Below are 26308 nucleotides of genomic sequence, written 5' to 3'. Positions count from 1 at the left end.
CTTAACGAGGAAAAGACGAATGTGCGGTATTGTCGGTATCGCCGGTTTCATGCCGGTAAACCAGTCGATTTATGACGCGTTAACGGTGCTTCAGCACCGTGGGCAGGATGCTGCGGGTATCATCACCATTGATGCAAACAACTGCTTCCGTTTACGTAAGGCGAATGGCCTGGTAAACGATGTGTTTGAAGCCCGCCATATGCAGCGTCTGCAAGGTAATATGGGGATCGGTCACGTTCGTTATCCTACTGCTGGCAGTTCCAGCGCCTCTGAGGCACAGCCTTTCTACGTCAACTCACCGTACGGCATCACCCTTGCTCATAACGGCAACCTGACCAACGCGCACGAGCTGCGTAAAAAGCTGTTCGAAGAGAAACGTCGCCACATTAACACCACTTCTGATTCTGAAATTCTGCTCAACGTGTTCGCCAGCGAGCTGGATAACTTCCGTCACTACCCGCTGGAAGCGGACAACATTTTTGCTGCCATTGCCGCTACAAATCGTCAGATCCGCGGTGCGTATGCCTGCGTGGCGATGATTATCGGTCACGGCATGGTTGCTTTCCGCGATCCAAACGGCATTCGTCCTCTGGTGCTCGGCAAACGTGAGCTCGGCGATGGTCGTACGGAGTATATGGTCGCCTCTGAAAGCGTGGCGCTGGACACTCTGGGCTTTGAATTCCTGCGTGACGTTGCGCCGGGCGAAGCGGTCTACATCACTGAGAAGGGCCAGCTGTTTACCCGCCAGTGTGCTGACAATCCGGTCAGCAATCCGTGCCTGTTCGAATACGTTTACTTCGCCCGTCCGGACTCGTTCATCGACAAAATTTCCGTGTACAGCGCGCGCGTGAACATGGGTACGAAGCTCGGCGAGAAGATTGCCCGCGAGTGGGACGATCTCGATATCGACGTCGTGATCCCTATCCCGGAAACCTCCTGCGATATCGCGCTGGAAATCGCGCGTATTCTGGATAAGCCATACCGCCAGGGCTTCGTGAAGAACCGCTACGTTGGCCGCACCTTTATCATGCCGGGCCAGCATCTGCGCCGTAAGTCCGTACGTCGTAAGCTGAACGCCAACCGCGCTGAGTTCCGCGACAAGAATGTACTGCTGGTGGATGATTCCATCGTTCGCGGTACGACGTCTGAGCAGATTATCGAAATGGCACGCGAAGCCGGTGCGAAGAAAGTGTACCTGGCATCTGCAGCGCCAGAAATTCGCTTCCCGAACGTGTACGGCATCGACATGCCAACCGCGACCGAGCTGATTGCTCACGGTCGTGAAGTGGACGAAATTCGCCAGATTATCGGTGCCGACGGCCTGATTTTCCAGGATCTGAACGATCTGATCGACGCGGTGCGTGCCGAGAACCCGGACATTCAGCAGTTCGAATGCTCAGTGTTTAACGGCGTGTACGTGACGAAAGACGTTGACCAGCAGTATCTCGACTACCTGGATTCTCTGCGTAACGACGATGCGAAAGCCGTCCAGCTGCAGAACGATCTTGAAAGCTTAGAGATGCACAACGAAGGCTAACGCCTGAGCAGGTGAGGGCGGGTGCCCTCACTTGCAACTCCCTGTAAAATCCTGCACAGTCAGCCCTGAATTCAGCAAGGGCAAAAATCATGAAACGACTCATTATCGGTATCAGCGGTGCCAGCGGAGCCATCTACGGCGTGCGCCTGTTGCAGGTGCTGCGTGACGTACCTGAAGTAGAAACCCATCTGGTGATGAGCCAGGCGGCGCGTCAGACCCTGTCGCTTGAAACCGACCTCTCCCTGCGTGACGTTCAGGCACTGGCGGATGTTGTTCACGATGCCCGCGATATCGCTGCCAGTATCTCTTCAGGCTCGTTTAAAACGGCGGGTATGGTTATCCTGCCCTGTTCAATAAAAACGCTTTCAGGCATTGTGAACAGCTATACCGACACTCTGGTAACCCGCGCCGCGGATGTGGTGCTGAAAGAGCGTCGTCCACTGGTGCTCTGCGTGCGGGAAACACCGCTGCATCTGGGGCATCTTCGTCTAATGACGCAGGCGGCTGAACTTGGGGCCGTCATCATGCCGCCGGTCCCGGCGTTCTACCATCGCCCGCAAACGCTGGATGACATCATCAACCAGACCGTTAACCGCGTGCTGGACCAGTTTGATATTGACCTGCCGGAAGACCTTTTCACCCGCTGGCAGGGTGCCTGAATTTGTGCACAAACAAAGTGCATGAAAAGACAAGTTGCCCTGTTTCAGGGCAATTATGCAACGGCGATCATATCCTCGACATTTAATTCGTTTTTTCCCTTCTTCCCTCTCCGGTTCGTTCGGCAGACCTGCTATCTTTCACCACTAAGGCAATATCGCAACGTTTTATTAACATATTTAACGTCGAATTTTTGACCGGACGGGAATGTGGCATAAGACCTGCAAGAGAAGCCTGCAACACAACACACTACACAATACATAATAAAATCACGGTACTTGAGGGTAAATGTATGAAGAAGACGGTTCTGGCTCTGTCTTTGCTCGTGGGGTTAAGTGCAGCAGCAGGTAGCTACGCAGCACTGCCACAGACGGTTCGTATCGGTACAGACGCAACCTACGCGCCATTCTCTTCCAAGGATGCGAAAGGCGATTTCGTGGGGTTTGATATCGATCTGGGAAATGAAATGTGCAAACGCATTGCGGTGAAATGCACATGGGTGGGCAGCGACTTTGACGCGTTAATCCCGTCGCTGAAAGCCAAAAAAATCGACGCCATTATCTCTTCTCTCTCCATCACCGAAAAACGTCAGCAGGAGATCGCCTTCTCTGAGAAGCTCTACGCTGCGGATTCTCGTCTGATTGCGGCCAAGGGTTCCCCGATTCAACCGACCATCGACTCGCTGAAAGGCAAGCATGTCGGCGTGCTTCAGGGCTCGACGCAGGAAGGTTTTGCCAATGCTAACTGGCGTGAGAAGGGCGTGGACGTGGTGGCTTACCAGAACCAGGATCTGATTTACTCTGACCTGGCGGCAGGCCGTCTGGATGCCGCATTCCAGGATGAAGTCGCCGCGAGCGAAGGCTTCCTGAAGCAGCCAGCCGGTAAAGAGTACGCCTTTGCGGGCCCGTCCGTGAAAGACAAAAAATACTTTGGTGACGGCACCGGTATCGGCCTGCGTAAGGACGATACCGAGCTGAAAGCCGCCTTTGACAAAGCCTTCGCTGAGCTGCGTAAAGACGGTACCTATGACAAACTGGCGAAGAAATACTTCGACTTCAACGTCTACGGTGACTAACGCATAACGGTGATGCACTGACATGGTGCGTCGCTGGTGTGGGTGATTCAATATGGTGCAGATTGTGCACCATATTGGGTCGTCTCGTGCATACTTAAGCATTTATAATGCAAAAAATCCCGCCAGAAGGGCATTATTCTTTGCCTGACAGCGTGGATTAATGGCACATTAACCGCACCCCGTCGTCGTAAAAAACCGTATGAAGACAGTTTGTTGAGGATAGATATGAAAAAACTCGTGTTGTCACTCTCTCTGGTACTGGCCTTTTCCAGCGCCACCGCGGCATTCGCAGCCGTTCCGCAAAAAATTCGTATTGGTACTGACCCTACCTATGCCCCCTTTGAATCGAAGAATGCGAAGGGTGAACTGGTGGGTTTTGACATCGATCTGGCCAATGAGCTGTGCAAACGTATTAAAGCGCAATGTACCTACGTTGAGAACCCGCTGGACGCCCTGATCCCGTCGCTGAAAGCGAAAAAAATCGACGTAATCATGTCCTCTCTTTCCATCACTGAAAAACGCCAGCAGGAGATTGCCTTCACCGACAAACTCTACGCGGCGGATTCTCGTCTGGTGGTGGCTAAGTCTTCAGACATTCAGCCTACCCTTGAGTCGCTGAAGGGCAAACGCGTCGGCGTGCTGCAGGGCACCACGCAGGAAACCTACGGCAACGAACACTGGGCGCCGAAGGGGATCGAAATCGTCTCTTATCAGGGCCAGGAAAATATCTACGCAGACCTGACGGCAGGCCGAATTGATGCGGCATTCCAGGATGAAGTCGCGGCAAGCGAAGGATTCCTGAAAACGCCGGTGGGTAAAGATTACAAATTTGGCGGCCCGTCCATTAAGGACGTGAAGTTGTTTGGTGTGGGCACCGGTATGGGCCTGCGCAAAGAAGACAACGAGCTGCGTGAAGCGCTGAACAAAGCCTTCGCCGAAATGCGTGCTGACGGCACCTACGACAAGCTGGCGAAAAAGTACTTTGATTTTAATGTTTACGGTGGCTAATCGCCCCGTCAAATAACGTGCGGCCCCTCCCGCTCAGGGAGGGGAAAAGACACGGTTCCACCACTCACGACACGACAGGGCACGCGGTATGCTGTACGGATTTTCTGGCGTTATTTTACAAGGCGCGCTTGTCACCCTTGAGCTGGCTATCAGCTCCGTGGTACTGGCGGTGCTGATAGGTCTGGCGGGCGCAGGGGCAAAGCTGTCGGCAAATAAACCCCTGGCGCTCATATTCGAAGGCTATACCACGCTTATTCGCGGCGTACCCGATCTGGTGTTGATGCTGCTGATTTTTTACGGTCTGCAGATCGCGCTGAACGGCATTACTGACGCCGTTGGCATGGAACAGATCGATATCGACCCAATGGTAGCCGGTATTATTACCCTCGGTTTTATCTACGGTGCTTACTTCACGGAGACCTTCCGTGGCGCTTATATGGCCGTCCCGAGAGGGCACATTGAAGCGGCAACCGCATTTGGTTTTACCTCCTCACAAACGTTTCGCCGGATCATGTTCCCTGCCATGATGCGCTATGCGCTACCGGGCATCGGTAACAACTGGCAGGTTATCCTCAAAGCGACAGCGTTGGTCTCGCTGCTTGGTCTGGAAGACGTCGTCAAAGCGACTCAGCTGGCGGGCAAGAGTACCTGGGAGCCCTTCTACTTTGCGGTAGTCTGTGGCGTGATCTATCTGGTGTTTACGACGGTCTCCAATGGTGTGCTGCTTCTGCTCGAGCGTCGCTATTCCGTGGGTGTGAAGAGGGCTGACCTGTGATTGAGATTATTCAGGAATACTGGAAATCCCTGCTGTGGACGGATGGCTACCGCTTTACCGGCGTGGCGATTACGCTCTGGCTGCTGATTTCTTCCGTGGTGATGGGCGGTATTCTGGCGGTGTTTCTCGCCATTGGCCGCGTATCGAACAACAAATTTATCCAGTTCCCGATCTGGCTGTTCACCTATGTGTTTCGCGGTACGCCCCTGTATGTGCAGCTGCTGGTGTTCTATTCGGGAATGTACACGCTGGAGATCGTGAAAGGCACAGAGATGCTCAATGCGTTCTTCCGCAGCGGTCTGAACTGTACGGTTCTGGCGTTGACGCTCAATACCTGCGCCTATACCACTGAGATCTTTGCGGGGGCGATCCGCTCTGTCCCTTACGGTGAAATCGAAGCGGCGCGGGCGTACGGCTTTTCGTCGGTGAAGCTCTATCGCTGTATCATTCTACCGTCGGCGCTTCGCATTGCGCTGCCTGCGTACAGCAACGAAGTGATTCTGATGCTGCACTCCACCGCGCTCGCATTTACCGCGACTGTGCCGGATCTGCTCAAAATCGCGCGCGATATTAACTCCGCGACCTATCAGCCGTTTACTGCGTTTGGCATTGCGGCCGTGCTCTATTTAATTATCTCTTATGTTCTGATTAGCCTGTTCCGTAAGGCTGAAAAACGCTGGTTGCAGCATATAAAACCTTCGACGCACTGAGAAAGATGATGGCTGAGAACAAATTAAACGTTATTGATTTGCACAAACGCTACGGCGAACATGAAGTGCTGAAAGGGGTGTCGCTGCAGGCGAACGCAGGCGATGTGATCAGTATTATCGGCTCATCCGGCTCGGGTAAAAGTACCTTCCTGCGCTGTATTAACTTCCTCGAAAAGCCGAGCGAAGGCTCGATTGTGGTGAGCGGGCAGAATATTAACCTGGTGCGCGATAAAGACGGCCAGCTGAAGGTGGCTGATAAGCATCAGCTGCGCCTGCTGCGCACGCGCCTGACAATGGTGTTCCAGCACTTCAACCTCTGGAGCCACATGACGGTGCTGGAGAACGTGATGGAAGCGCCGGTTCAGGTGTTGGGGCTGAGCAAGCAGGAAGCCCGCGAACGCGCGGTGAAATACCTGGCGAAAGTGGGTATCGACGAGCGCCAGCAGATGAAGTACCCGGTGCATCTCTCCGGCGGTCAGCAGCAGCGTGTCTCCATCGCCCGCGCGCTGGCGATGGAGCCCGAGGTGCTGCTGTTCGACGAACCGACCTCCGCGCTGGACCCTGAACTCGTTGGCGAAGTGCTGCGCATCATGCAGAAGCTGGCCGAAGAGGGCAAAACCATGGTGGTGGTGACGCACGAGATGGGCTTTGCCCGTAACGTCTCCAACCACGTTATTTTCCTGCATCAGGGGAAAATTGAAGAGCAGGGGCATCCGGACGAGGTGCTGGCGAACCCGCAAAGCCCGCGTTTGCAGCAGTTCCTTAAAGGATCTCTGAAGTAAGAGGGCACAGGCCGCAGTGCGGCCCAATCGCCCGGTGGCGCTTCGCTTACCGGGCCTACAAAAACCGTAGGCCGGGCAAACGCAGTGCCGCCCGGCATTCAGGCCGCACCACACTCCAACCGATATACCCAGTCGTCATACCGCACGCCGTCAATCTCATACGCTTTTTCCAGCACCTGCGTACGCACAAACCCCGCCTTCTCCAGCACCCGCACCGAACTGCCGTTGTCCGCCAGCACGTACGCGTTAATCGCTTTTACGCTGGTCTGGTTAAACGCATAGTCACATACCGCGCGCAGCGCCTCGCTGGCGATGCCTTTTCCCTGTGCGGCAGGCACAACCGTGTAGCCGATATCCGCCTCTTCACGGTTCTCAGGGCTGATCTGCAGGCCGATATCGCCCAGCGGCGTATCGTCACCCCGGAAGCGAATTACGAATACATGCTCCGCCATCAGGCGCGCGGCAAACACGCGTCGGGTCTCTTTTTCGGGTGCAATCGCGGCCATATAGCGCATGACGTCGCGGTTTTCGCGTAGCGTGCGGAAGAACGCCCAGTCAGAGGGTTCGAAAGGGGTGAGATGAAGCCGGGGAGTGGTGATGGTTGCCATTGTTACGCCATTTCATCGGGACATGGCGTATCACTGTAACATATTCACCGCACCACATCCCCCAGTGCCTCTTCTAAATCATACCAGCGGAACGCAAACCCGGCCGCTTCCAGCCGTTTTGGCAGCGCGCGCTGTCCGCCTAGTACCAGCACAGAGGCCTCACCCATCATCAGGCGAATGACCGTCGCAGGCACGCGTAAAATCGCCGGACGATGCAGGGCATGCCCCAGCGCGTGGGCAAACTGTTCATTACGCACCGGATAAGGCGCAACCATATTAAACGGCCCGCGCAGATCGTTATCCAGCAGCCAGATAATGCCGTTGACCATATCATCGATATGGATCCACGCCAGATACTGACGCCCGTTGCCCATTGGCCCGCCGAGCCCAAGCTTGAAGGGAGGAAGCATTTTACCGAGAATGCCACCTTTCGGCGCGAGCACCACGCCGGTACGCAGCAGGCAAACACGGGTTCGATCGCTCTGCGCCGCGCAGGCGATACGCTCCCACTGGGCGCAGAGTTTATGGGTAAATTCGTTGTGCGGCGGCTCCTCTTCGGTCACTACCACTTCGCCGAGATCGCCGTAATAGCCCGTCGCAGAGCCTGAGATGAGCACCGATGGCGGCGTATGGCTGTTGCGAATCAGCTCAACCAGCTTCTCGGTGATAGTCCAGCGACTGCTGCACAACCGCTGCTTCTGCTCTTCGGTCCAGCGCTTGTCGGCAATGGGTTCACCCGCGAGGTTGATGACGGCGTCAAAGCCGTCCAGATTCTGCCGATCGGCCAGACCTTTCCAGACGTCGACACCGGCCCCCAGCACCTGACGGGCTTTCTCAGGGCTGCGCGTCACCACGGTAATCTCGTGATGCAGCGCGTGCAGACGGGGAATGAGATGACGACCAATCAGGCCCGTACCGCCGGTCAGCAGAATCTTCATACAACCTCCAGGTTTATGCCTGGCGTCGCCAGCTTAACGTCATGGAGACGGAGTCGGCGTAACGCAGGGCGTGAAGTTTATCGATCTCGACTTCAGCATAAGTGACCCAGTGATGTTCGCGTGCGATGTCGAGCACATCCTGAGTTAATTTTTCCAGCAGAGAGAAGCGGTTGTTCTCCACGTACTGGATAATGTTTTTGGTGATTGTGCGATAGTTCAGCGCGTCATTGATATCTTCGCTGGCCCGCGCTTTGTCTGCGGGGTAGTGAATAACCACATTGATGACAATATCCTGCCGGTTGGCAATCTCTTCCTCTTTGATACCGATGAACGTCCGTAAGCGTAAATTTTTTATACGTATAATCGCGTCATGCTGTGACATTGCAGGTCTTCTCCGTGTCAGTATTTGCTGCCCCATAATACATGAGAGCGAGTCATGCACCCAACGGGGCAGTGGTCTAAATCTGCTGGATTATTTGCATGGCGCGCTCGGTCGCAGGGCGGGTCCGAATACGTTCAAACCAGTTATTCACGGCAGGATATGCCGCCAGGTCAATACGGTGCTTTTCATGGGTGTTGATCCACGGCCAGCAGGCGATATCGGCAATGCTGTAATGATCGCCTCCAAGCCACGGCGTTTTCTCCAGCCGACGGTTTAGCACGCCATATAACCGCTGGGTTTCAACCTGATAGCGTTCTATTGCATAGGGAATGGGCTGCGGGGCGTAGGCGGTAAAGTGATGGTTTTGCCCGAGCATCGGCCCGAGACCGCTCGACTGCCAGAAAAGCCATTGCAGGGTGTGATGACGCTCACGCAGTTCACCGCTCAGCAGCTTGCCGGATTTCTCCGCCAGATAGAGCAAAATCTCCCCGGATTCAAACAGACTTAACGGCCTGCCACCGTCGGCAGGCAGATTATCAATAATGGCCGGAATTTTATTGTTGGGCGATATCGCCAGAAAGACCGGCCTGAACTGATCGCCTTTGCTGATATCCACGCGAATGATCCGGTACTCCAGTTCGGCTTCTTCCAGGAAAAGGGTGATCTTATGGCCGTTTGGGGTAGGGGCATAGTAAAGGTCGATCATTCTCAACTCCTGTCAGTGTGAAAAGTGATGCCATAAAAATCAGTATAGGTGCCTGTTGTAAATCGTGAGTTTTCATCAAGTGACAGCGAGCCAAAGAGATTATATGTTGAGTGAAAACCGTTCAGCCAATGAGGAAGTTATGAACCAGCCTGCGATAACGTTGTGGTCCGATAGCTGTTACTTTTCACCCTATGTGATGAGCGTTTACGTCGCTCTGGCGGAAAAAGGATTGTCTTACACCCTGAAGACCATCGATCTGGACAGTGGCGAACACCTGAAACCGCAGTGGCAAGGTTACGACCTGACCCGACGCGTGCCGGTGCTGGAGATTGACGGTTTTGCATTGAGCGAATCCTCGGCGATCGATGAATATCTTGAAGATCGCTTTGCGCCGCCGGAGTGGGAGCGCATTTATCCTCACGATCTGCAAAAGCGCGCCCGTGCGCGTCAGATTCAGGCGTGGCTGCGTAGCGATCTGGTGCCGATCCGCGTTGAACGTTCCACTGACGTGGTTTTCGCCGCCGTGAAAAAGCCCGCGTTGAGCGCAGAGGGCAGCTCCAGTGCGCAAAAGCTGATTGAGACCGCGTCAGCGTTGCTGGCGCACGGCAACCCGAATCTCTTCGGCGAGTGGTGCATTGCGGATACCGATCTGGCGCTGATGCTGAACCGTCTGATCCTCAACGGCGACGAGGTTCCGCAACTGCTGGTGGATTATGCTGCATTCCAGTGGCAGCGCGCTTCCGTACAGCGCTATGTGGCACTCTCCGCTAAGCGCGCGGGCTGATAAGCCCTGGCGCTTCAGGTATGATAGGGGCAGTCTGTTTTCCTGAGGAGTGACTGATGAAACTGATGTTTGCGTCGGATATCCACGGATCGCTGCCCGCTACCGAGCGCGTTCTTTCTCTGTTTGCCCAAAGCGGGGCACAGTGGCTGGTGGTGCTGGGCGATGTGTTAAACCATGGCCCGCGAAATGCGTTGCCGGAGGGTTATGCACCCGCGCAGGTGGCGGAAAAATTGAATGCGCACGCCTCGCGTATTATCGCGGTGCGCGGTAACTGCGACAGTGAAGTTGATCAGATGCTGCTGCATTTTCCCATCACTGCGCCCTGGCAGCAGGTCCTGCTGGAAAAGAGCCGTCTTTTTTTGACTCACGGGCATCTTTTTAGCCCGGAAAACCTTCCGGCACTCGCCGCTGGCGATGTCCTGGTTTATGGTCATACTCATATTCCGGTAGCGGAAAAACGCGGTGAGATTTATCACTTTAACCCCGGTTCGGTCAGCATTCCGAAAGGCGGTAATCCGGCGAGCTATGGCATGCTGGACGGAAATACCCTGAGCGTTATCGCACTTAATGATCAGCAAGTTATTGCGCAGATAGCGATTAATCCGTAAGTTACACCTCAACTGCAAACGCGCCGAAAGAGCGCTTAGACGAGAAGGTTTCCCGATGGTGGAGCAGAATCATTTGGCAAGTACTGAGTGGGTTGACATTGTCAGCGAAGAGAATGAAGTGATCGCGCAGGCCAGCCGCGAACAAATGCGTGCGGAGCGACTGCGTCACCGCGCAACGTACATCGTCGTGCACGACGGCATGGGCAAGATTCTGGTCCAGCGCCGCACGGACACCAAAGATTTTCTCCCCGGTATGCTGGATGCCACGGCGGGCGGCGTTGTGCAGGCAGATGAAGTGCTGCTGGATTCCGCGCGTCGCGAAGCAGAAGAAGAGTTAGGTATCGCCGGCGTGCCGTTTGCCGAGCACGGCCAGTTCTATTTCGAGGACGAAAACTGTCGCGTCTGGGGCGGGCTGTTTAGCTGTGTCTCTCACGGGCCTTTCGCCCTGCAGGAAGAGGAAGTGAGCGAAGTCTGCTGGATGACGCCGGAAGAGATCACCGCGCGTTGCGACGAATTCACCCCGGACTCCTTAAAAGCGCTGGCGCTGTGGATGACCCGCAACGCCAAAAACGAATCCGCTAAGCCAGAAAGCAAAGCGGAAAAAGAGGAAGAGGCGGAGTAAGCCTAACAGCTTTCCCGCAGGCAGAGGCTGGACGCGATAGGTTTATGGTCGCGCCAGTCTCCATCATTCAGACGTTCCAGCAACGCTTTCCCGGCTTCAATTCCAATCTTACGATGCGGTACCGCCATGGTCGTCAGCGGCGGCTGACAGACGCGGCTCACATCGCTATCGCCAAAGCCTACCACGGCTAAATCGTCCGGCACTTTAATGCGTCGACGCTGGCATTCATAGAGTGCACCGCAGGCCAGTTCGTCCGAGACGCACACCAGCGCATCCAGCTCCGGCCACGCCAGCAGGAATTCCGGCAACTGTGCCGCGCCCGTGGAGAAATTGGGCGGCATGGCGGCGTTAATTACTCTGTTCGGCGATAAATGGTGGCGAAGCATGGCTTTGTACCAGCCCTGCAAATGCTGCTGGAAAATCCACTGCTCCTGGTTGGCGCACAGCAGGCCAATATTTTGATAGCCGCGCTTAATCACCATTTCCGTCAGTTCGTACATCGCCGCCACGTTATCAATGCCGATATTCATATCAATCGGATCGGCGCGCATCGCCCCCATTTCCATCACTGGAATGGAGGCATTTTTCAGCCAGTGGCGCACGGTATCGGTATGCTCGACGCTGAGCAAAATGGCGGCGGCGATATTTGACGCCAGCAGCGTTTCCAGTAATTTCTCTTCCTGCTCAAGACGATGCTGGGATTCTGCCAGCATGATCTGATATCCGGCGGGTTGCAGCACCTGCTGTAGCCCGGCGAACATCTCCGAGCAACCGGCTTCGGAGAGGTTAGGAACAACCATTGCGATCGTCCAGGAAGAGGCCGATGCCAGCGCGCTGGCGGCAAGATTAGGCATATAACCCAGCTCCTGCACCGCAGCGTCTATTTTTTCTCGCAGTTTATCGGAAACCTGTTCGGGCGTGCGGAGCGCACGGGACACGGTCATTGTGCCCACACCGGCAAGCAGTGCGACATCGGCCAGCGTCACCTTACCGGTACTGCGTCGTTTTCGGGTTAGAGACATACACCTTCCTGCTAACAGGGCGCGACTACTTTCATCCTTCGCTTCACGTGAAAGGCAGTATACGCCTTAAATCCCTTTTTTTGCTGTGATTTAGCACTGCGATTGCAATTTGATAGCGCTATCACATTTCTGCATGTTAACTGTTGGTAGCGCTATCTTTGTGATCGCGATCGCAGTCAATCAGTGATGCGTTGAATAAAGTTTGCTCATCTTAAGCGTGAAGCGGGAGTGAAAAGTGCTCAAAAAATGGATATATGATACAACCATCACGCTGCAGGATAGCGTGGAAAACTGGCCGCAGGCGCTGGAGCAGTGTGCGAAGCCGCTGCTGGATTTGCAGGTGATTGAGCCTGAATACGTCACCGCTATCATCCAGCAGCACCACGCGTTAGGACCTTATTATGTGCTGGCACCAGGGCTGGCGATGCCGCATGCGCGGCCGGAGGAAGGGGCGAAAGGACTCGGCCTGTCATTATTAAAACTGAAAAAAGGCGTCTCTTTCGGTGCTGGTGAGTTTGATCCAGTCGATGTGATAGTCATGCTCGCGGCACCGGACAAACATAGCCATATCGAAATGATATCCGCACTCGCAGAATTATTTTCCAGCGATGAGGATATGGCTGAATTACATCAGGCGAATACCCTGGAGGAAATTAAAGCCATTATTAACCGCTTCTGAGTTAATTCTTTAATCCGGTTTATCACAACATTACGCATCAGCGTGATGGGGCGTACTCTACTCAAAATAAGGGAACAACAATGAAAATCATGGCTATTTGTGGTTCAGGCCTGGGCAGCAGTTTTATGGTCGAAATGAATATCAAAAAGGTGCTTAAAAAGCTGGAGATTGAGGCAGAGGTTGAACACTCCGATCTCTCGTCTGCAACGCCTGGCGCGGCCGACCTGTTCGTGATGGCAAAAGACATCGCGGCCAGCGCCAGCGTGCCGGAAAGCCAGCTGGTGGTGATCAACAACATCATCGACATCAACGAACTTGAAGCGCAGCTGCGTGCCTGGTTCGAAAGACAATAACCCTGATTAGGCGAGGTGGATATGTTTATCCTTGAAACGCTGAATTTCGTTGTTGATATTTTAAAAGTCCCTTCAGTGCTGGTGGGATTAATTGCCTTAATCGGTCTTGTTGCGCAGAAAAAAGCGTTCTCGGACGTGGTGAAAGGGACCATTAAAACTATTCTCGGCTTTATTGTGCTGGGTGGTGGCGCCACGGTGCTGGTGGGGTCGTTAAATCCGCTAGGCGGGATGTTTGAGCACGCCTTTACTATCCAGGGCATTATTCCAAACAATGAAGCCATAGTGTCGATTGCGCTGGAAAAATACGGTGCTTCGACCGCGCTGATTATGGCCTTTGGGATGGTGGCGAATATTATTGTCGCCCGCTTTACCCGCCTGAAGTACATCTTCCTCACTGGGCACCACACGTTTTACATGGCGTGTATGATTGGCGTGATCCTGACGGTGGCGGGCTTTGAAGGCGTGGGGCTGGTCTTTACTGGCTCGCTGATCCTCGGCCTGATCATGGCCTTCTTCCCGGCGATTGCGCAGCGCTACATGAAGCGCATTACCGGCAACGATGAGATTGCCTTCGGCCACTTCGGCACGCTGGGCTACGTGCTGTCCGGCTGGATTGGCAGCAAGGTCGGCAAGGGCTCGCGCTCAACGGAAGAGATGAACCTGCCGAAGAACTTGAGCTTCCTGCGCGACAGTTCGATCTCCATCTCCCTGACCATGATGATTATCTACCTCATCCTGGCGGTGAGCGCCGGACGTGAGTACGTTGAGGCGACCTTCAGCGGCGGCCAGAACTATCTGGTGTACGCCATCATCATGGCGATCACCTTCGCGGCGGGCGTTTTCATCATCCTGCAGGGCGTGCGCCTGATTCTGGCGGAAATCGTCCCGGCCTTTACCGGCTTCTCGGAAAAGCTAGTGCCAAATGCGCGCCCCGCGCTGGACTGCCCGGTGGTCTATCCCTACGCGCCCAACGCGGTGCTGATTGGCTTCCTGTTCAGCTTCCTCGGCGGGATTGTGGGGTTGTTCATCTGCGGCCAGTTCAGCTGGGTGCTGATCCTCCCGGGCGTGGTACCGCACTTCTTCACCGGCGCCACGGCGGGCGTGTTTGGTAACGCCACCGGTGGACGTCGCGGGGCGATGATTGGCGCCTTTGCTAACGGCCTGCTGATCACCTTCCTGCCGGTCCTGCTGTTGCCGGTGCTGGGCGCAATTGGCTTTGCCAACACCACCTTCTCGGACGCCGACTTCGGCGCGGTCGGGATTGTCCTCGGCAACCTGGCGCGCTTCCTGTCGCCGCTTGCCATCACCGGGCTGGTTGTGGCGTTGTTCGCGCTGCTGGTGGCGTACAACGTCTTCGCGAAAAACAAACCTGCAGGCGGTAACGCGCAGGAAAACACCGGAGCCAAATCATGAATGAGAATGAAATAACTGAACTCGCGCGTCAGATCCGTCTTGAGACGCTGAAATCCCTGACGCAGCTGGGCTTTGGACACTATGGCGGCAGTATGTCGGTGGTTGAAACCCTGGCCGTGCTGTACGGCGCGGTGATGAAAATCGACCCGGCGGATCCGGACTGGCCGGAGCGAGACTATTTTGTCCTGTCGAAAGGACATGCGGGCCCGGCGCTCTACAGCACGCTGGCGATCAAGGGCTACTTCCCGGTGGAAGAGCTGAGCACCCTGAACCAGAACGGCACGCGGCTGCCAAGCCACCCGGATCGCCTGAAAACGCGCGGCGTGGATGCCACCACCGGTTCGCTGGGGCAGGGGATCTCTATTGCGGGCGGTATGGCGCTCTCGCACAAGCTGGCGGCGCGACCGAATCGGGTCTTCTGCATCGTCGGTGACGGCGAGCTGAACGAAGGGCAGTGCTGGGAAGCCTTCCAGTTTATCGCCCACCATCGCCTGAATAACCTGACGGTGTTCGTGGACTGGAACAAACAGCAGCTCGACGGCGAGCTGGACGAGATCATCAGCGCGTTCGACCTGGAGGGGAAATTCCGCGCCTTTGGCTTTGACGTTGCGACGGTGAAGGGCGACGACATTCCGGGTCTGCTGGCGGTAACCTCGCGGGTCCCCGAGGCCGAAGCGCGTCCATTAGTTGTCATTCTCGACAGTATCAAAGGGCAGGGTGTGCCGTATCTGGAGCAGCTCAGCAACTCGCACCACCTGCGGTTGACCCCAGAGAGTAAAGCGGCGCTAACCGAGACGATTCGCCAACTGGAGGCTTCACATGATTAAGGTTGCACCGGCAGGAGAGAAAGACGCCGTTGAGATGCGTAAGGTCTACGCGGGCTTTGTGGCAAAGCAGATTGAGGCCGGAAGCGAAATTATTGCCCTGGAAGCGGATCTGATGAGCTCGATGGCGATGGACGGCGTGGCGCGCGATTATCCGCAGCACGTGATTAACTGCGGCATTATGGAGGCCAACGTCATTGGCACCGCGGCCGGGCTGTCGCTTACCGGACGTAAGCCGTTCGTGCACACCTTCACCGCGTTTGCCAGCCGTCGCTGCTTTGACCAGCTGTTTATGTCCCTGGACTACCAGCGCAACAACGTGAAGGTGATAGCGTCTGACGCGGGCGTGACGGCCTGCCACAACGGCGGCACGCACATGTCGTTTGAGGATATGGGCATTGTGCGCGGTCTGGCGCATTCGGTGGTGATGGAGGTGACTGACGCGGTGATGTTTGAAGACGTGCTGCGCCAGCTTATCGACCTCGAAGGTTTTTACTGGGTACGCACCATCCGTAAACAGGCGCCGAGCGTCTATGCGCCGGGCTCGACGTTTACTATCGGAAAAGGCAATGTGCTGCGCGAAGGAACTGACATTACCCTGATTGCCAACGGCATTATGGTGGCAGAAGCGCTGGAAGCCGCGCGCCAGCTTGAGCAGGAAGGGGTGAGCGCTGCGGTCATCGACATGTTTACCCTGAAGCCGATTGACCGCATGTTAGTGAAGAATTATGCCGAGAAAACCGGGCGCATCGTCACCTGCGAAAACCACAGCATTCATAATGGGCTGGGTTCAGCCGTCGCGGAAGTGCTGGTGGAGACGTGTCCGGTGCCAATGCGGCGGGTGGGCGTCAAGGAGCGCTACGGCCAGGTGGGTACGCAGGATTTCCTGCAGAAGGAGTATGGCCTGACGGCACATGACATTGTGTCGGCGGCGAGAGAGCTGCTGTAAATAAAAAAGGCGATCAGTTAAGTGGTCGCCTTTCTTGCCGGATGGCGCTTCGCTTATCCGGCCTACAAAACCGTAGGCCCGGTAAGCGCTAGCGCCACCGGGCTTTTTAACATTACTGCTGCTGTGAAGACTGGATCGCCGTCAGCGCGATGGTATAGACGATATCGTCTACCAGCGCGCCACGAGACAGGTCGTTCACAGGTTTGCGCATGCCTTGCAGCATTGGCCCGATAGAGATCAGGTCAGCTGAACGCTGTACCGCTTTGTAGGTGGTGTTACCGGTGTTCAGATCCGGGAAGATGAACACGGTAGCGCGACCTGCAACCGGCGAGTTCGGCGCTTTGGATTTCGCAACGTCTGCCATAACGGCGGCGTCGTACTGCAGAGGGCCGTCGATCATCAGGTCAGGACGTTTTTCCTGTGCCAGACGCGTCGCTTCACGTACTTTCTCTACGTCGCTACCTGCACCAGAAGTACCGGTGGAGTAGGAGAGCATCGCCACGCGTGGTTCGATACCGAAGGCAATCGCAGAGTCCGCGGACTGGATAGCGATTTCAGCCAGCTGTTCTGCGGTTGGATCTGGGTTGATCGCGCAGTCACCGTAAACATAAACCTGTTCAGGCAGCAGCATGAAGAACACAGAAGACACCAGTGAGCTGCCCGGTGCAGTTTTGATCAGCTGCAGCGGTGGGCGGATGGTGTTCGCCGTGGTGTGAACCGCACCGGAAACCAGACCGTCAACTTCGTCCTGTTCCAGCATCAGTGTACCCAGCACCACGTTGTCTTCCAGCTGTTCGCGCGCAACGGCTTCGGTCATGCCTTTGCTCTTACGCAGCTCAACCAGACGGGCAACGTAGCTTTCGCGAACCACTTCAGGGTCAACGATTTCGATGCCTGCGCCCAGCTCAACGCCCTGAGACGCCGCAACGCGGGTGATCTCATCCGGGTTACCCAGCAGCACACATGTCGCGATACCGCGCTCTGCACAGATGGCAGCCGCTTTAACGGTACGTGGTTCGTCGCCTTCTGGCAGAACAACGCGTTTGCCCGCTTTACGCGCCAGCTCGGTCAGCTGATAACGGAAGGCTGGAGGAGACAGACGGCGGCTGCGCTCGGAGGTCGCAGTCAGGGATTCAATCCAGTCTGCGTTGATGTAGCCCGCAACGTATTCCTGAACTTTCTCGATACGCTCATGGTCATCAACCGGTACTTCCAGGTTGAAGCTCTGCAGGCTCAGGGAGGTCTGCCAGGTGTTGGTGTTCACCATGAAGACCGGCAGGCCGGTGGCGAACGCGCGTTCACACAGCTTGCTGACGCGTGGGTCCATCTCGTAGGCACCGGTCAGCAGGATCGCACCGATTTCCACGCCGTTCATCGCGGCCAGGCAGGCTGCAACCAGCACGTCTGGACGGTCTGCGGAGGTCACCAGCAGGGAACCTGCGCGGAAGTGTTCCAGCATGTGCGGAATGCTACGCGCACAGAAGGTCACGGACTTCACGCGGCGGGTGTTGATGTCGCCTTCGTTAACCACGGTGGCGTTCAGGTGGCGTGCCATATCGATTGCACGGGTGGCAATCAGATCGAAGCTCCATGGCACCGCGCCCAGAACCGGAAGCGGGCTGGATGCCTGCAGCTTAGCCGGATCAATTTTGATGACTTTCGCTTTGGAAGAGTCGTCGAAAATCTCGGACAGGTCAGGGCGAGTACGGCCCTGTTCATCTACCGGCGCGTTCAGTTTGTTCACGATCACGCCAGTGATGTTGGTGTTTTTCGCGCCGCCGAAGCTGCTGCGCGTCAGTTCGATACGCTCGTTCAGCTGCTCTGGGGTGTCAGTGCCCTGAGACATCACGAAAACGATCTCTGCGTTCAGGGTTTTCGCGATTTCAAAGTTCAGAGACTGGGCAAACTGGTGTTTGCGCGTCGGGACCAGACCTTCAACCAGCACCACTTCCGCGTCTTGCGCGTTAGCGTGGTAGTTGGCGATGATCTCTTCCATCAGCACGTCTTTCTGGTTGCTGGAGAGCAAAGATTCAACGTGGCTCATCTTCAGCGGTTCAGCTGCTGGCAGATTGGAGTTCTTGCGAACGATGGTGGTGGTCTGGTCTGGCGCATCGCCACCGGCGCGCGGCTGGGCGATTGGCTTAAAGACGCTCAGACGAACGCCTTTGCGTTCCATAGCACGGATCACGCCAAGGCTGACGCTGGTCAGGCCGACGCTGGTTCCGGTAGGGATCAGCATAATAGTACGGGACACGGTTTATCCTCTTTCGTTACCGCCGCGATTGGGCGGGTTACAAAACAGCACCGCCAGCATTGCTGGCGGTGTGGAATCAGGCAGTCAGACGGTTCGCGTCTTGCGCGATGACCAGCTCTTCGTTAGTTGGAATAACGATAGCAGGGCGGGTACCTTCTTTGTTGATGAAGCCAGACTTGCCGAAACGGGCAGCCAGGTTACGCTCGTGATCAACTTCGAAGCCCAGAACGCCCAGTTTGCCCAGGGACAGTTCACGAACCATTGCCGCGTTCTCACCAATACCACCGGTGAAGATAACCGCGTCCAGACGGCCTTCCATCAGGGCTGTGTAAGAACCGATGTACTTCGCCAGACGGTGGCAGTAAACGTCCATTGCACGTTTAGCGTCAGCTTTCTCTGCGTAGTTGTCTTCAACGTAACGGCAGTCGCTGGTCACTTCGGTCAGACCCAGCAGGCCAGACTCTTTGGTCAGCATTTTGTTGATGTCGTCAACGCTCATGCCCAGGGTGTCGTGCAGGTGGAAGATGATCGCCGGGTCGATGTCACCGGAACGGGTACCCATCACCAGACCTTCCAGCGGGGTCAGACCCATGGAGGTATCAACACATTTACCGTTGCGGATAGCGGAAACAGAACCACCGTTGCCCAGGTGGCAGGTGATGATGTTCACTTCTTCAACCGGCTTGTTCAGAACTTTTGCGGCTTCCTGAGTCACATAGAAGTGGCTGGTGCCGTGTGCGCCGTAACGACGAACACCATGCTCTTTGTACAGGCTGTACGGCAGGGCATACAGGTAAGACTCTTCCGGCATGGTCTGATGGAACGCGGTGTCAAACACGGCCACGTTTTTGTCTTTCAGATTCGGGAAGGATTTCAGCGCTTCAGCGATACCGATCAGGTGAGCCGGGTTGTGCAGCGGCGCGAAGGATGCAGAGTCTTTGATGCCCTGAATCACAGATTCGTCGATCACGACGGAGCTGGTGTATTTTTCGCCGCCGTGGACGATACGGTGACCAATCGCAGTCAGCTGAGCAGACAGTTCTGGTTTTTGTGCCAGAATAGTGTTAACGATAAAGTTCAGCGCTTCACTGTGAGCGGCGCCTGCACCTAAAGCCGCTTCTTGTTTGCTGCCGTCCATCTTCCATTTGATACGTGCTTCAGGCAGATGGAAACATTCGGCCAAACCAGAGAGGTACTCGTCACCGTTGAGCGCATCGATGATGGCGAATTTCAGTGAGGAGCTACCGCAGTTCAGAACCAGTACTAACTTACTCGACATGGAAGTACCTATTATTGATACGTGGCTAAAAAAACGTCAGTGAGTCTAAAAGCGTAACGCATGATGACCCAGACATTTATGATTAACATCATGCCAGGCGAACATTCCGGCATAATGAAAGAAATACCTATGATTTTATGCCATTTTGAACATTTTTCAGACAATGGCATAATATGCGATAATTTGACGAGTTAACGGTTTTCGTCTACGGCCCTATCAGGCTGGCACAGGATACCCGATACGGGGTAGCGATGACAAAATATTTTGAACGTTGTCATAGCCTGTTGTGGTTTTGCACAAAAATTTTAATTTTTATATGTGAAGTTGAGGTACAGCCATGTCGACACCTGAAAACCCATCCGTGAATTTCTTTAGTCTGTTTCGTCGGGGGCAGCATTACGCGAAGACGTGGCCACTGGAAAAGCGCCTCGCGCCGATGTTTATAGAGAATCGCACTATCCGCGCCACGCGCTTTGCGATTCGTTTTATGCCCCCTGTTGCCATCTTTACCCTGTGCTGGCAAATTGCCCTCGGCGGCCAGCTTGGGCCTGCCGTCGCCACCGCGCTCTTTGCGCTGAGCCTGCCGATGCAGGGGCTATGGTGGCTGGGGAAACGCTCAATTACGCCGTTGCCGCCTACAATTTTACACTGGTTTTATGAAGTCCGTGGAAAACTTGAGGAAGCCGGTCAGGCGCTGGCCCCTGTCGAAGGCAAGCCGGATTACCAGGCCCTGGCTGACACGCTCAAGCGAGCTTTTAAGCAACTTGATCAAACATTCCTTGATGACTTGTGATTGATCATCGAAACGACTAATAAAAGAAGGCACAGTAACAAACAGTTACCGTGTCTTTTTTTTTAAAGTGCAATGCGCTACAGGAGTCGAAAGATGGAAATGACCCATGCCCAACGTCTGATTTTGTCTAACCAGTACAAGATGATGACTATGCTTGATCCCGATAACGCAGAACGCTACAGCCGCTTGCAAACTATCGTCGAACGCGGGTTTGGTTTACAGATGCGCGAACTGGATCGCGAGTTTGGCGAACTGAAAGAAGAAACCTGCCGCATCGTGATCGACATCATGGAGATGTATCATGCTCTGCATGTGTCCTGGACGAATCTCAAAGATCGCCAGTCCATTGACGAGCGCCGCGTGACCTTCTTAGGCTTTGATGCCGCGACGGAAGCGCGCTATCTGAGCTACGTTCGCTTTATGGTGAATACCGAAGGGCGCTATACCCATTTTGATGCGGGCACCCACGGCTTTAACGCGCAAACCCCAATGTGGGATAAATACCAGCGCATGCTGGGCGTATGGCACTCCTGTCCGCGCCAGTACCATTTAAGCAGCAACGAAATTCAACAAATCATTAATGCCTGACGGAGGTGCGTGTGCAGTGTAAAGGTTTTCTGTTTGATCTGGACGGTACGCTGGTGGATTCGCTGCCGGTAGTGGAGCGTTCATGGTGCCATTGGGCCGACAGGCACGGCATCGACCATCAGGACGTACTGAATTTCATCCATGGCAAACAGGCCATTACCTCTTTGCGACACTTCTTAGCGGGACGTACTGAGGAAGAAATTCAGGCAGAGTTCAAATACCTCGAGAACATTGAGGCAACCGATACGGAAGGCATCACCGCGCTGCCGGGCGCGCGCGCGCTGCTTGAACATCTGAACGAAGCACATATCCCGTGGGCCATTGTGACCTCCGGCTCCATTCCCGTAGCCCATGCCCGCCATAAGGCGGCGGGTTTACCGAAGCCAGAGGTGTTCATTACTGCAGAGCGCGTCAAGCGCGGCAAGCCAGAGCCAGATGCGTTCTTGCTTGGGGCAGAGCTGCTGGGCCTTGCACCAGCGGACTGCGTGGTGGTGGAAGATGCAGCAGCGGGCGTACTGGCCGGGCTTAACGCAGGGAGCCACGTGATCGCCGTTAACGTCCCGGCGGACTCTCCCCGGTTGAGTGAGGCGGATTTTGTGCTGAATACACTGACCGCGATTAACGTCACGAAGGGACCCGACGGAGTTGTAACCGTCTCGCTAAAAATGTAATCCCATGATTTAGCCCCACATTGTTGGGGCTTTTTTATGGCAGAATTCCTTATCTTCCACTGACAAGGATAGGTTGTGAACGGTGAACTGATTTGGGTCCTGAGCCTGCTGTTAATCGCCATCATTCTTTTCGCTACAGGCAAGGTGCGCATGGATGCCGTCGCCCTGTTTGTCATCGTCGCGTTTGTGTTGAGCGGGACGCTCACGCTGCCCGAGGCATTCTCCGGGTTTAGCGACCCCAACGTTATTCTTATCGCCGCCCTGTTTATCATTGGCGACGGGCTGGTACGCACCGGCGTGGCGACCATCATGGGTACGTGGCTGGTAAAGGTGGCGGGCAGCAGTGAAACCAAAATGCTGATCTACCTGATGGTGACGGTTGCCGGACTGGGAGCATTTATGAGCTCAACGGGCGTGGTGGCCATCTTTATTCCGGTGGTGCTGAGCGTCTCCATGCGGATGCAGATCTCGCCGTCGCGCCTGATGATGCCACTGAGCTTTGCCGGTTTGATCAGCGGCATGATGACGCTGGTGGCGACGCCGCCAAACCTGGTTGTCAACAGTGAACTGATCCGCGAAGGATTCCAGGGCTTTAGTTTTTTCAGCGTCACCCCGCTTGGACTGGTCGTTCTGGTGATGGGCGTGGTCTACATGCTGCTGACCCGTTTTGCCCTGAAAGGCGAAAATCAGGATAAAAGCAAAGAGGGCTGGAAGCGACGCACCTTTCGCGATTTGATTAAAGAGTACCGTCTCACCGGGCGTGCCCGACGTCTGGCCATTCGTCCCGGCTCACCGATGATTGGCCAGCGGCTGGACGATCTTAAGCTCCGTGAACGCTACGGTGCGAACGTCATCGGCGTGGAGCGGTGGCGTCGCTTTCGCCGGGTGATCGTCAACGTTAACGGGGTGTCGGAATTCCGCGCGCGGGACGTTCTGCTGATTGATATGTCCACCGCAGAGGTAGACCTGCGTGAGTTTTGCAGCGAACAGCTGCTGGAGCCTATGGTGCTGCGCGGCGAGTATTTCTCCGACCAGGCGCTGGATGTCGGTATGGCCGAAGTGTCGCTGATCCCGGAATCAGAGCTATTGGGGAAAACCGTGCGCGAAGTCGGCTTTCGCACCCGCTATGGTTTGAACGTGGTGGGACTAAAGCGCGATGGCGTAGCGATGGAAGGTGCAGTGGTCGATGAGCCGATCCTGCTGGGCGATATCTTTCTCGTCGTCGGTAACTGGAAGCTGATAAGCCAGCTCGGACAAAAAGGGCGTGATTTTGTGGTGCTCAATATGCCGGTTGAAGAGAGCGATGCCTCACCGGCGCACAGCCAGGCACCTCACGCGATTTTCTGCCTGGTGCTGATGGTCGCACTCATGTTGACCGATGAAATCCCCAATCCGGTCGCAGCCATCATCGCCTGCCTGCTGATGGGGAAATTCCGCTGCATCGACGCCGAAAGCGCCTATAAAGCCATTCACTGGCCGAGCATTATTCTCATTGTCGGGATGATGCCCTTCGCCCTTGCGCTGCAAAAAACCGGCGGGGTGGATTTGATCGTTAAAGGCTTGATGGACGTTGGCGGCGGGTATGGGCCGTATATGATGATGGTCTGTCTGTTTATCATGTGCGCCTCCATCGGGCTATTTATCTCCAATACCGCGACGGCGGTACTGATGGCGCCTATTGCACTGGCGATGGCGAAATCCATGGGCGTGTCGCCGTATCCGTTCGCGATGATGGTGGCGATGGCGGCCTCGGCGGCATTTATGACGCCGGTATCCTCGCCGGTGAACACGCTGGTGCTGGGGCCCGGGAATTATAAATTCAGCGATTTCGTAAAGATTGGCGTGCCGTTCACCTTGCTGGTGATGGTGGTGTGCGTGGTGTTAATTCCGGTTTTATTCCCGTTTTAGCGAGAGTGCAGAAATGTAGGCCGGGTAAGGCGAAGCCGCCACCCGGCGAAAAATTACAACGGCGAATCCTGGCTGATTTCATCCAGCGATAAATGGAAGCTCGGCACAAAGACCTGCATAAAATAATCCATCTCTTCGCTGCGGCGGGACTCCAGCGTTTTTTCCAGACGCGTTTTCGCCAGTAAAAACTCGTTATTCCCCGCAGACAGCTCTTCCAGACATTTTAGGTAGGCACACAGCGCGTCGGCCTGCTTCACCAGCGACTTTTCATCTTCCGTGTACTGATGTTCATCGATGAGCGGTTCAAAGATATCGCGCAACTCTTCCGGCACCATATCAATCAGCTTCTGCTGAGCAATCTTCTCAATCGCCTTATATTCCTGCGCAATCTGCGAGTTGAAATATTTTACTGGCGTCGGCAGATCGCCGGTCAGCACTTCCGAGGCATCATGGTACATCGCCAGCAGGGCAATACGTTCGGCGTTGACCTGCCCGTTAAATTTGCGGTTCTTTATGGCGGCCAGCGCGTGAGCGACCATCGCAACCTGCAGACTGTGCTCTGACACATTTTCCGTGCGGACATTGCGCATCAGCGGCCAGCGGTTGATGAGTTTCAGGCGGGAGAGGTGGGCAAAGAAATGACTCTGACTCATAGGTTACCTTTTGTCTTTACTGCGACAGGCGTTCATTGTGCGGGGAGGGGAGGCAAGATGCAAATTTACGGATTTTGTAGGCCGGGCAAGCGCAGCGCCACCCGGCAGAAAGGCAACGTTACTGATGGTATCCAGAGAGGAAGCGCCCGAAGCGGCTGATGGCCATTTCGAGGTCATCTTCGCGCGGCAGGGTTACAATGCGCACGTGGTCAGGCCAAGGCCAGTTAAACGCCGTACCCTGAACCAGCAGCACTTTTTCCTGCAGCAGGAAGTCGAGCACCATCTTCTGGTCGTCGTGAATATTGAAGCGCTTCGCGTCAATTTTCGGGAACATATAGAGCGCGCCGTTAGGTTTCACGCAGGAGACGCCAGGAATATCGTTGATCAATTCCCACGCGCGGTTACGCTGTTCATACAGGCGACCACCAGGGACGATAAACTCGCTAATGCTCTGATAGCCGCCAAGCGCCGTCTGGATCGCGTGCTGTGCCGGAACGTTGGCACATAAACGCATCGACGCCAGCATTTCCAGCCCTTCAATGTAGCCTTTGGCGTGCTTTTTCGGACCGTTCAGTACCATCCAGCCCTGACGGAAGCCGGCTACGCGGTAGGTTTTAGACAGGCCGTTAAAGGTGACGGTCAGCAGATCCGGGGCCAGCGCGGCGATCGAGTGGTGCTGTGCCGCGTCGTACAGGATTTTGTCGTAGATTTCGTCGGCGAAAATGATCAGGTTGTGCTGGCGGGCGAGTTCGACGATCTCCATCAGCAGCTCTTTCGAATAGACCGCACCCGTCGGATTGTTCGGGTTAATGATCACGATGCCACGCGTGCGAGGCGTAATTTTCGCGCGAATATCATCAAGGTCCGGGAACCAGTCGGAGGACTCGTCACAGAGATAATGAACGGCTTTACCGCTCGACAGCGATACGGCTGCCGTCCACAGCGGGTAGTCCGGCGCAGGTACCAGCATTTCGTCGCCGCTGTTCAGCAGCGCCTGCATCGCCTGCACAATCAGTTCGGAGACGCCGTTGCCGATATAGATATCTTCAACGGTAACGTCACGCATACCGCGCGCCTGATAGTGCTGCATGATGGCTTTACGCGCGGAGTAAAGTCCTTTTGAATCGCAATAGCCTTGTGCAGTAGGAAGGTTGCGGATCACATCAACCAGAATTTCATCCGGCGCTTCAAAACCAAATGGCGCAGGGTTACCAATGTTGAGTTTCAGAACCTTATTGCCTTCTTCTTCAAGGCGTTTGGCCTCTTTCAGAACCGGGCCGCGGATGTCGTAACAGACGTTATCTAGTTTGCTGGATTTTTCGATAGGGGACATGAACCTTTAACCTTTTCGCTATTATTGCCACTCCCTGCCGTGGAAGTCTGCATGGAACAATGTACTCCCCCCTCGCTTCGTTTTGAAGGGTATACAGGAGAAGATTTTGTACAATGCGTCAATTCCTGTGGAATCTATTTCACTGCTTACAGTGAGTTCTGTTGTGCTAAGATAATGTGATAAGTATGTTCTTAAGTTGAATGTTCTGATTATTTTGAATTTAATTCCATATTATGCTGATAAAAATAAAAACCATGCTCACAACGCAGTAAGCAGTTCCCCTAAGTGACTTTTCGTAAAATCAGATGCTTCAAGACAGACTGCTGGAATAGCATGCTTTGGCTAAAAGTTACTCATGTGAAATTAATGTTAAGTGTTATTAATGAATGGTCTTAAT

Annotated in this window: 28 protein-coding genes; 19 read left to right on the top strand and 9 right to left on the bottom strand. The window is 55.0% G+C overall.

All coding sequences use genetic code 11. The features are described from left to right. Positions 1–19 precede the first annotated feature (19 nt). The 7 genes from purF (at position 20) to hisP (ending at position 6544) form a co-directional block, all read left to right on the top strand. Positions 20–1537, top strand: coding sequence for an amidophosphoribosyltransferase (purF, locus tag N2K86_RS15410; RefSeq protein WP_010433256.1), 1518 nt, complete (start codon positions 20–22; stop codon positions 1535–1537). Positions 1538–1626: 89 nt separating this feature from the next. Beyond that, complete coding sequence (locus tag N2K86_RS15405; RefSeq protein ID WP_260659186.1) at positions 1627–2196, top strand: UbiX family flavin prenyltransferase; 570 nt, start codon at positions 1627–1629, stop codon at positions 2194–2196. Between the two features lie 290 nt (positions 2197–2486). Continuing rightward, a complete protein-coding gene (argT, locus tag N2K86_RS15400) occupies positions 2487–3269 on the top strand; it encodes a lysine/arginine/ornithine ABC transporter substrate-binding protein ArgT (protein WP_260659185.1) in 783 nt (260 codons plus the stop codon). Positions 3270–3494: 225 nt separating this feature from the next. Continuing rightward, positions 3495–4277, top strand: a complete 783-nt coding sequence (gene hisJ, locus N2K86_RS15395) for a histidine ABC transporter substrate-binding protein HisJ (RefSeq protein ID WP_010433264.1) — start codon at positions 3495–3497, stop codon at positions 4275–4277. An 88-nt stretch (positions 4278–4365) separates the two neighbouring features. Beyond that, complete coding sequence (locus N2K86_RS15390; protein WP_089597903.1) at positions 4366–5052, top strand: histidine ABC transporter permease HisQ; 687 nt, start codon at positions 4366–4368, stop codon at positions 5050–5052. Beyond that, the gene (locus N2K86_RS15385; protein WP_010433272.1) at positions 5049–5762 is read left to right on the top strand and encodes an ABC transporter permease; all 714 of its coding nucleotides are present in this window, start codon (positions 5049–5051) and stop codon (positions 5760–5762) included. The genes N2K86_RS15390 and N2K86_RS15385 overlap by 4 nt, the downstream gene beginning before the upstream one ends. 8 nt (positions 5763–5770) lie before the next feature. After that, a complete protein-coding gene (gene hisP / locus N2K86_RS15380; protein ID WP_010433274.1) occupies positions 5771–6544 on the top strand; it encodes a histidine ABC transporter ATP-binding protein HisP in 774 nt (257 codons plus the stop codon). 98 nt (positions 6545–6642) lie between these two features. Here the strand turns inward: hisP and N2K86_RS15375 are convergent, their stop codons facing one another. The 4 genes from N2K86_RS15375 to yfcG all read right to left on the bottom strand — a co-directional run bounded on the left by N2K86_RS15375 (position 6643) and on the right by yfcG (position 9178). Next, positions 6643–7152 (bottom strand): GNAT family N-acetyltransferase, encoded by a 510-nt coding sequence (locus N2K86_RS15375; RefSeq protein WP_260659184.1) that lies wholly within the window; start codon positions 7150–7152, stop codon positions 6643–6645. A 44-nt stretch (positions 7153–7196) separates the two neighbouring features. Next, entirely contained in the window at positions 7197–8090 is an 894-nt protein-coding gene (locus N2K86_RS15370) for a TIGR01777 family oxidoreductase (RefSeq protein ID WP_260659183.1), read from the bottom strand. Between the two features lie 13 nt (positions 8091–8103). Next, entirely contained in the window at positions 8104–8472 is a 369-nt protein-coding gene (gene folX / locus N2K86_RS15365; RefSeq protein ID WP_010433280.1) for a dihydroneopterin triphosphate 2'-epimerase, read from the bottom strand. A 76-nt stretch (positions 8473–8548) separates the two neighbouring features. Continuing rightward, a complete protein-coding gene (gene yfcG / locus N2K86_RS15360; protein WP_100165823.1) occupies positions 8549–9178 on the bottom strand; it encodes a GSH-dependent disulfide bond oxidoreductase in 630 nt (209 codons plus the stop codon). A 139-nt stretch (positions 9179–9317) separates the two neighbouring features. Here yfcG and yfcF point away from each other — a divergent pair, with 139 nt between their 5' ends. The 3 genes from yfcF to yfcD are packed head-to-tail and all read left to right on the top strand — an operon-like array spanning position 9318 to position 11192. Further along, complete coding sequence (yfcF, locus tag N2K86_RS15355) at positions 9318–9962, top strand: glutathione transferase (RefSeq protein ID WP_260659182.1); 645 nt, start codon at positions 9318–9320, stop codon at positions 9960–9962. A 56-nt stretch (positions 9963–10018) separates the two neighbouring features. Beyond that, complete coding sequence (gene yfcE, locus N2K86_RS15350; RefSeq protein WP_260659181.1) at positions 10019–10570, top strand: phosphodiesterase; 552 nt, start codon at positions 10019–10021, stop codon at positions 10568–10570. A 55-nt stretch (positions 10571–10625) separates the two neighbouring features. Then, positions 10626–11192 carry an NUDIX hydrolase YfcD gene (gene yfcD / locus N2K86_RS15345; RefSeq protein ID WP_010433290.1) on the top strand — a complete coding sequence of 189 codons (567 nt, stop codon included), beginning with the start codon at positions 10626–10628 and terminating at the stop codon, positions 11190–11192. A gap of 2 nt (positions 11193–11194) precedes the next feature. Here the strand turns inward: yfcD and N2K86_RS15340 are convergent, their stop codons facing one another. Beyond that, positions 11195–12214 (bottom strand): LacI family DNA-binding transcriptional regulator, encoded by a 1020-nt coding sequence (locus tag N2K86_RS15340; RefSeq protein ID WP_238458839.1) that lies wholly within the window; start codon positions 12212–12214, stop codon positions 11195–11197. A gap of 235 nt (positions 12215–12449) precedes the next feature. Between N2K86_RS15340 and N2K86_RS15335 the strand changes: the two genes are divergently transcribed. From N2K86_RS15335 to N2K86_RS15315, 5 genes are all read left to right on the top strand, one after another. Further along, on the top strand, positions 12450–12893 hold the full coding sequence (locus N2K86_RS15335) for a PTS sugar transporter subunit IIA (protein ID WP_260659180.1): 444 nt from the start codon (positions 12450–12452) through the stop codon (positions 12891–12893). Positions 12894–12973: 80 nt separating this feature from the next. After that, positions 12974–13246, top strand: coding sequence for a PTS sugar transporter subunit IIB (locus N2K86_RS15330; RefSeq protein WP_003861447.1), 273 nt, complete (start codon positions 12974–12976; stop codon positions 13244–13246). Positions 13247–13267: 21 nt separating this feature from the next. Then, a complete protein-coding gene (locus N2K86_RS15325) occupies positions 13268–14659 on the top strand; it encodes a PTS ascorbate transporter subunit IIC (protein WP_089597908.1) in 1392 nt (463 codons plus the stop codon). Then, positions 14656–15486, top strand: a complete 831-nt coding sequence (locus N2K86_RS15320) for a transketolase (protein WP_260659179.1) — start codon at positions 14656–14658, stop codon at positions 15484–15486. Before N2K86_RS15325 ends, N2K86_RS15320 begins: the two co-directional genes overlap by 4 nt. Further along, a complete protein-coding gene (locus N2K86_RS15315; RefSeq protein WP_260659178.1) occupies positions 15479–16432 on the top strand; it encodes a transketolase family protein in 954 nt (317 codons plus the stop codon). Before N2K86_RS15320 ends, N2K86_RS15315 begins: the two co-directional genes overlap by 8 nt. A gap of 112 nt (positions 16433–16544) precedes the next feature. Here the strand turns inward: N2K86_RS15315 and pta are convergent, their stop codons facing one another. Together pta and ackA are read right to left on the bottom strand one after the other, a co-directional pair. Further along, positions 16545–18686, bottom strand: a complete 2142-nt coding sequence (gene pta / locus N2K86_RS15310) for a phosphate acetyltransferase (protein WP_260659177.1) — start codon at positions 18684–18686, stop codon at positions 16545–16547. Positions 18687–18762: 76 nt separating this feature from the next. Further along, entirely contained in the window at positions 18763–19965 is a 1203-nt protein-coding gene (gene ackA, locus N2K86_RS15305) for an acetate kinase (protein ID WP_010433314.1), read from the bottom strand. Between the two features lie 337 nt (positions 19966–20302). Here ackA and yfbV point away from each other — a divergent pair, with 337 nt between their 5' ends. The 4 genes from yfbV to N2K86_RS15285 all read left to right on the top strand — a co-directional run bounded on the left by yfbV (position 20303) and on the right by N2K86_RS15285 (position 23925). Further along, the gene (yfbV, locus tag N2K86_RS15300; protein WP_260659176.1) at positions 20303–20758 is read left to right on the top strand and encodes a terminus macrodomain insulation protein YfbV; all 456 of its coding nucleotides are present in this window, start codon (positions 20303–20305) and stop codon (positions 20756–20758) included. A gap of 93 nt (positions 20759–20851) precedes the next feature. After that, positions 20852–21346 (top strand): YfbU family protein, encoded by a 495-nt coding sequence (locus tag N2K86_RS15295; RefSeq protein ID WP_221550864.1) that lies wholly within the window; start codon positions 20852–20854, stop codon positions 21344–21346. An 11-nt stretch (positions 21347–21357) separates the two neighbouring features. Next, positions 21358–22017, top strand: a complete 660-nt coding sequence (locus N2K86_RS15290) for a sugar phosphatase (RefSeq protein WP_260659175.1) — start codon at positions 21358–21360, stop codon at positions 22015–22017. A gap of 75 nt (positions 22018–22092) precedes the next feature. Continuing rightward, positions 22093–23925 (top strand): SLC13 family permease, encoded by a 1833-nt coding sequence (locus N2K86_RS15285; protein WP_260659174.1) that lies wholly within the window; start codon positions 22093–22095, stop codon positions 23923–23925. 53 nt (positions 23926–23978) lie between these two features. Here the strand turns inward: N2K86_RS15285 and yfbR are convergent, their stop codons facing one another. Together yfbR and alaA are read right to left on the bottom strand one after the other, a co-directional pair. Then, the gene (gene yfbR, locus N2K86_RS15280; protein WP_028016242.1) at positions 23979–24578 is read right to left on the bottom strand and encodes a 5'-deoxynucleotidase; all 600 of its coding nucleotides are present in this window, start codon (positions 24576–24578) and stop codon (positions 23979–23981) included. A 118-nt stretch (positions 24579–24696) separates the two neighbouring features. Continuing rightward, a complete protein-coding gene (gene alaA / locus N2K86_RS15275; RefSeq protein WP_008500204.1) occupies positions 24697–25911 on the bottom strand; it encodes an alanine transaminase AlaA in 1215 nt (404 codons plus the stop codon). Between the last annotated feature and the right edge of the window lie 397 nt (positions 25912–26308).

The sequence above is a fragment of the Enterobacter mori genome (genome assembly GCF_025244905.1).
Lineage (GTDB): Bacteria > Pseudomonadota > Gammaproteobacteria > Enterobacterales > Enterobacteriaceae > Enterobacter > Enterobacter mori_A.
The sequence above is the reverse complement of the archived record's forward strand: the minus strand, read 5'-3'. Positions and strand labels throughout refer to the sequence as shown.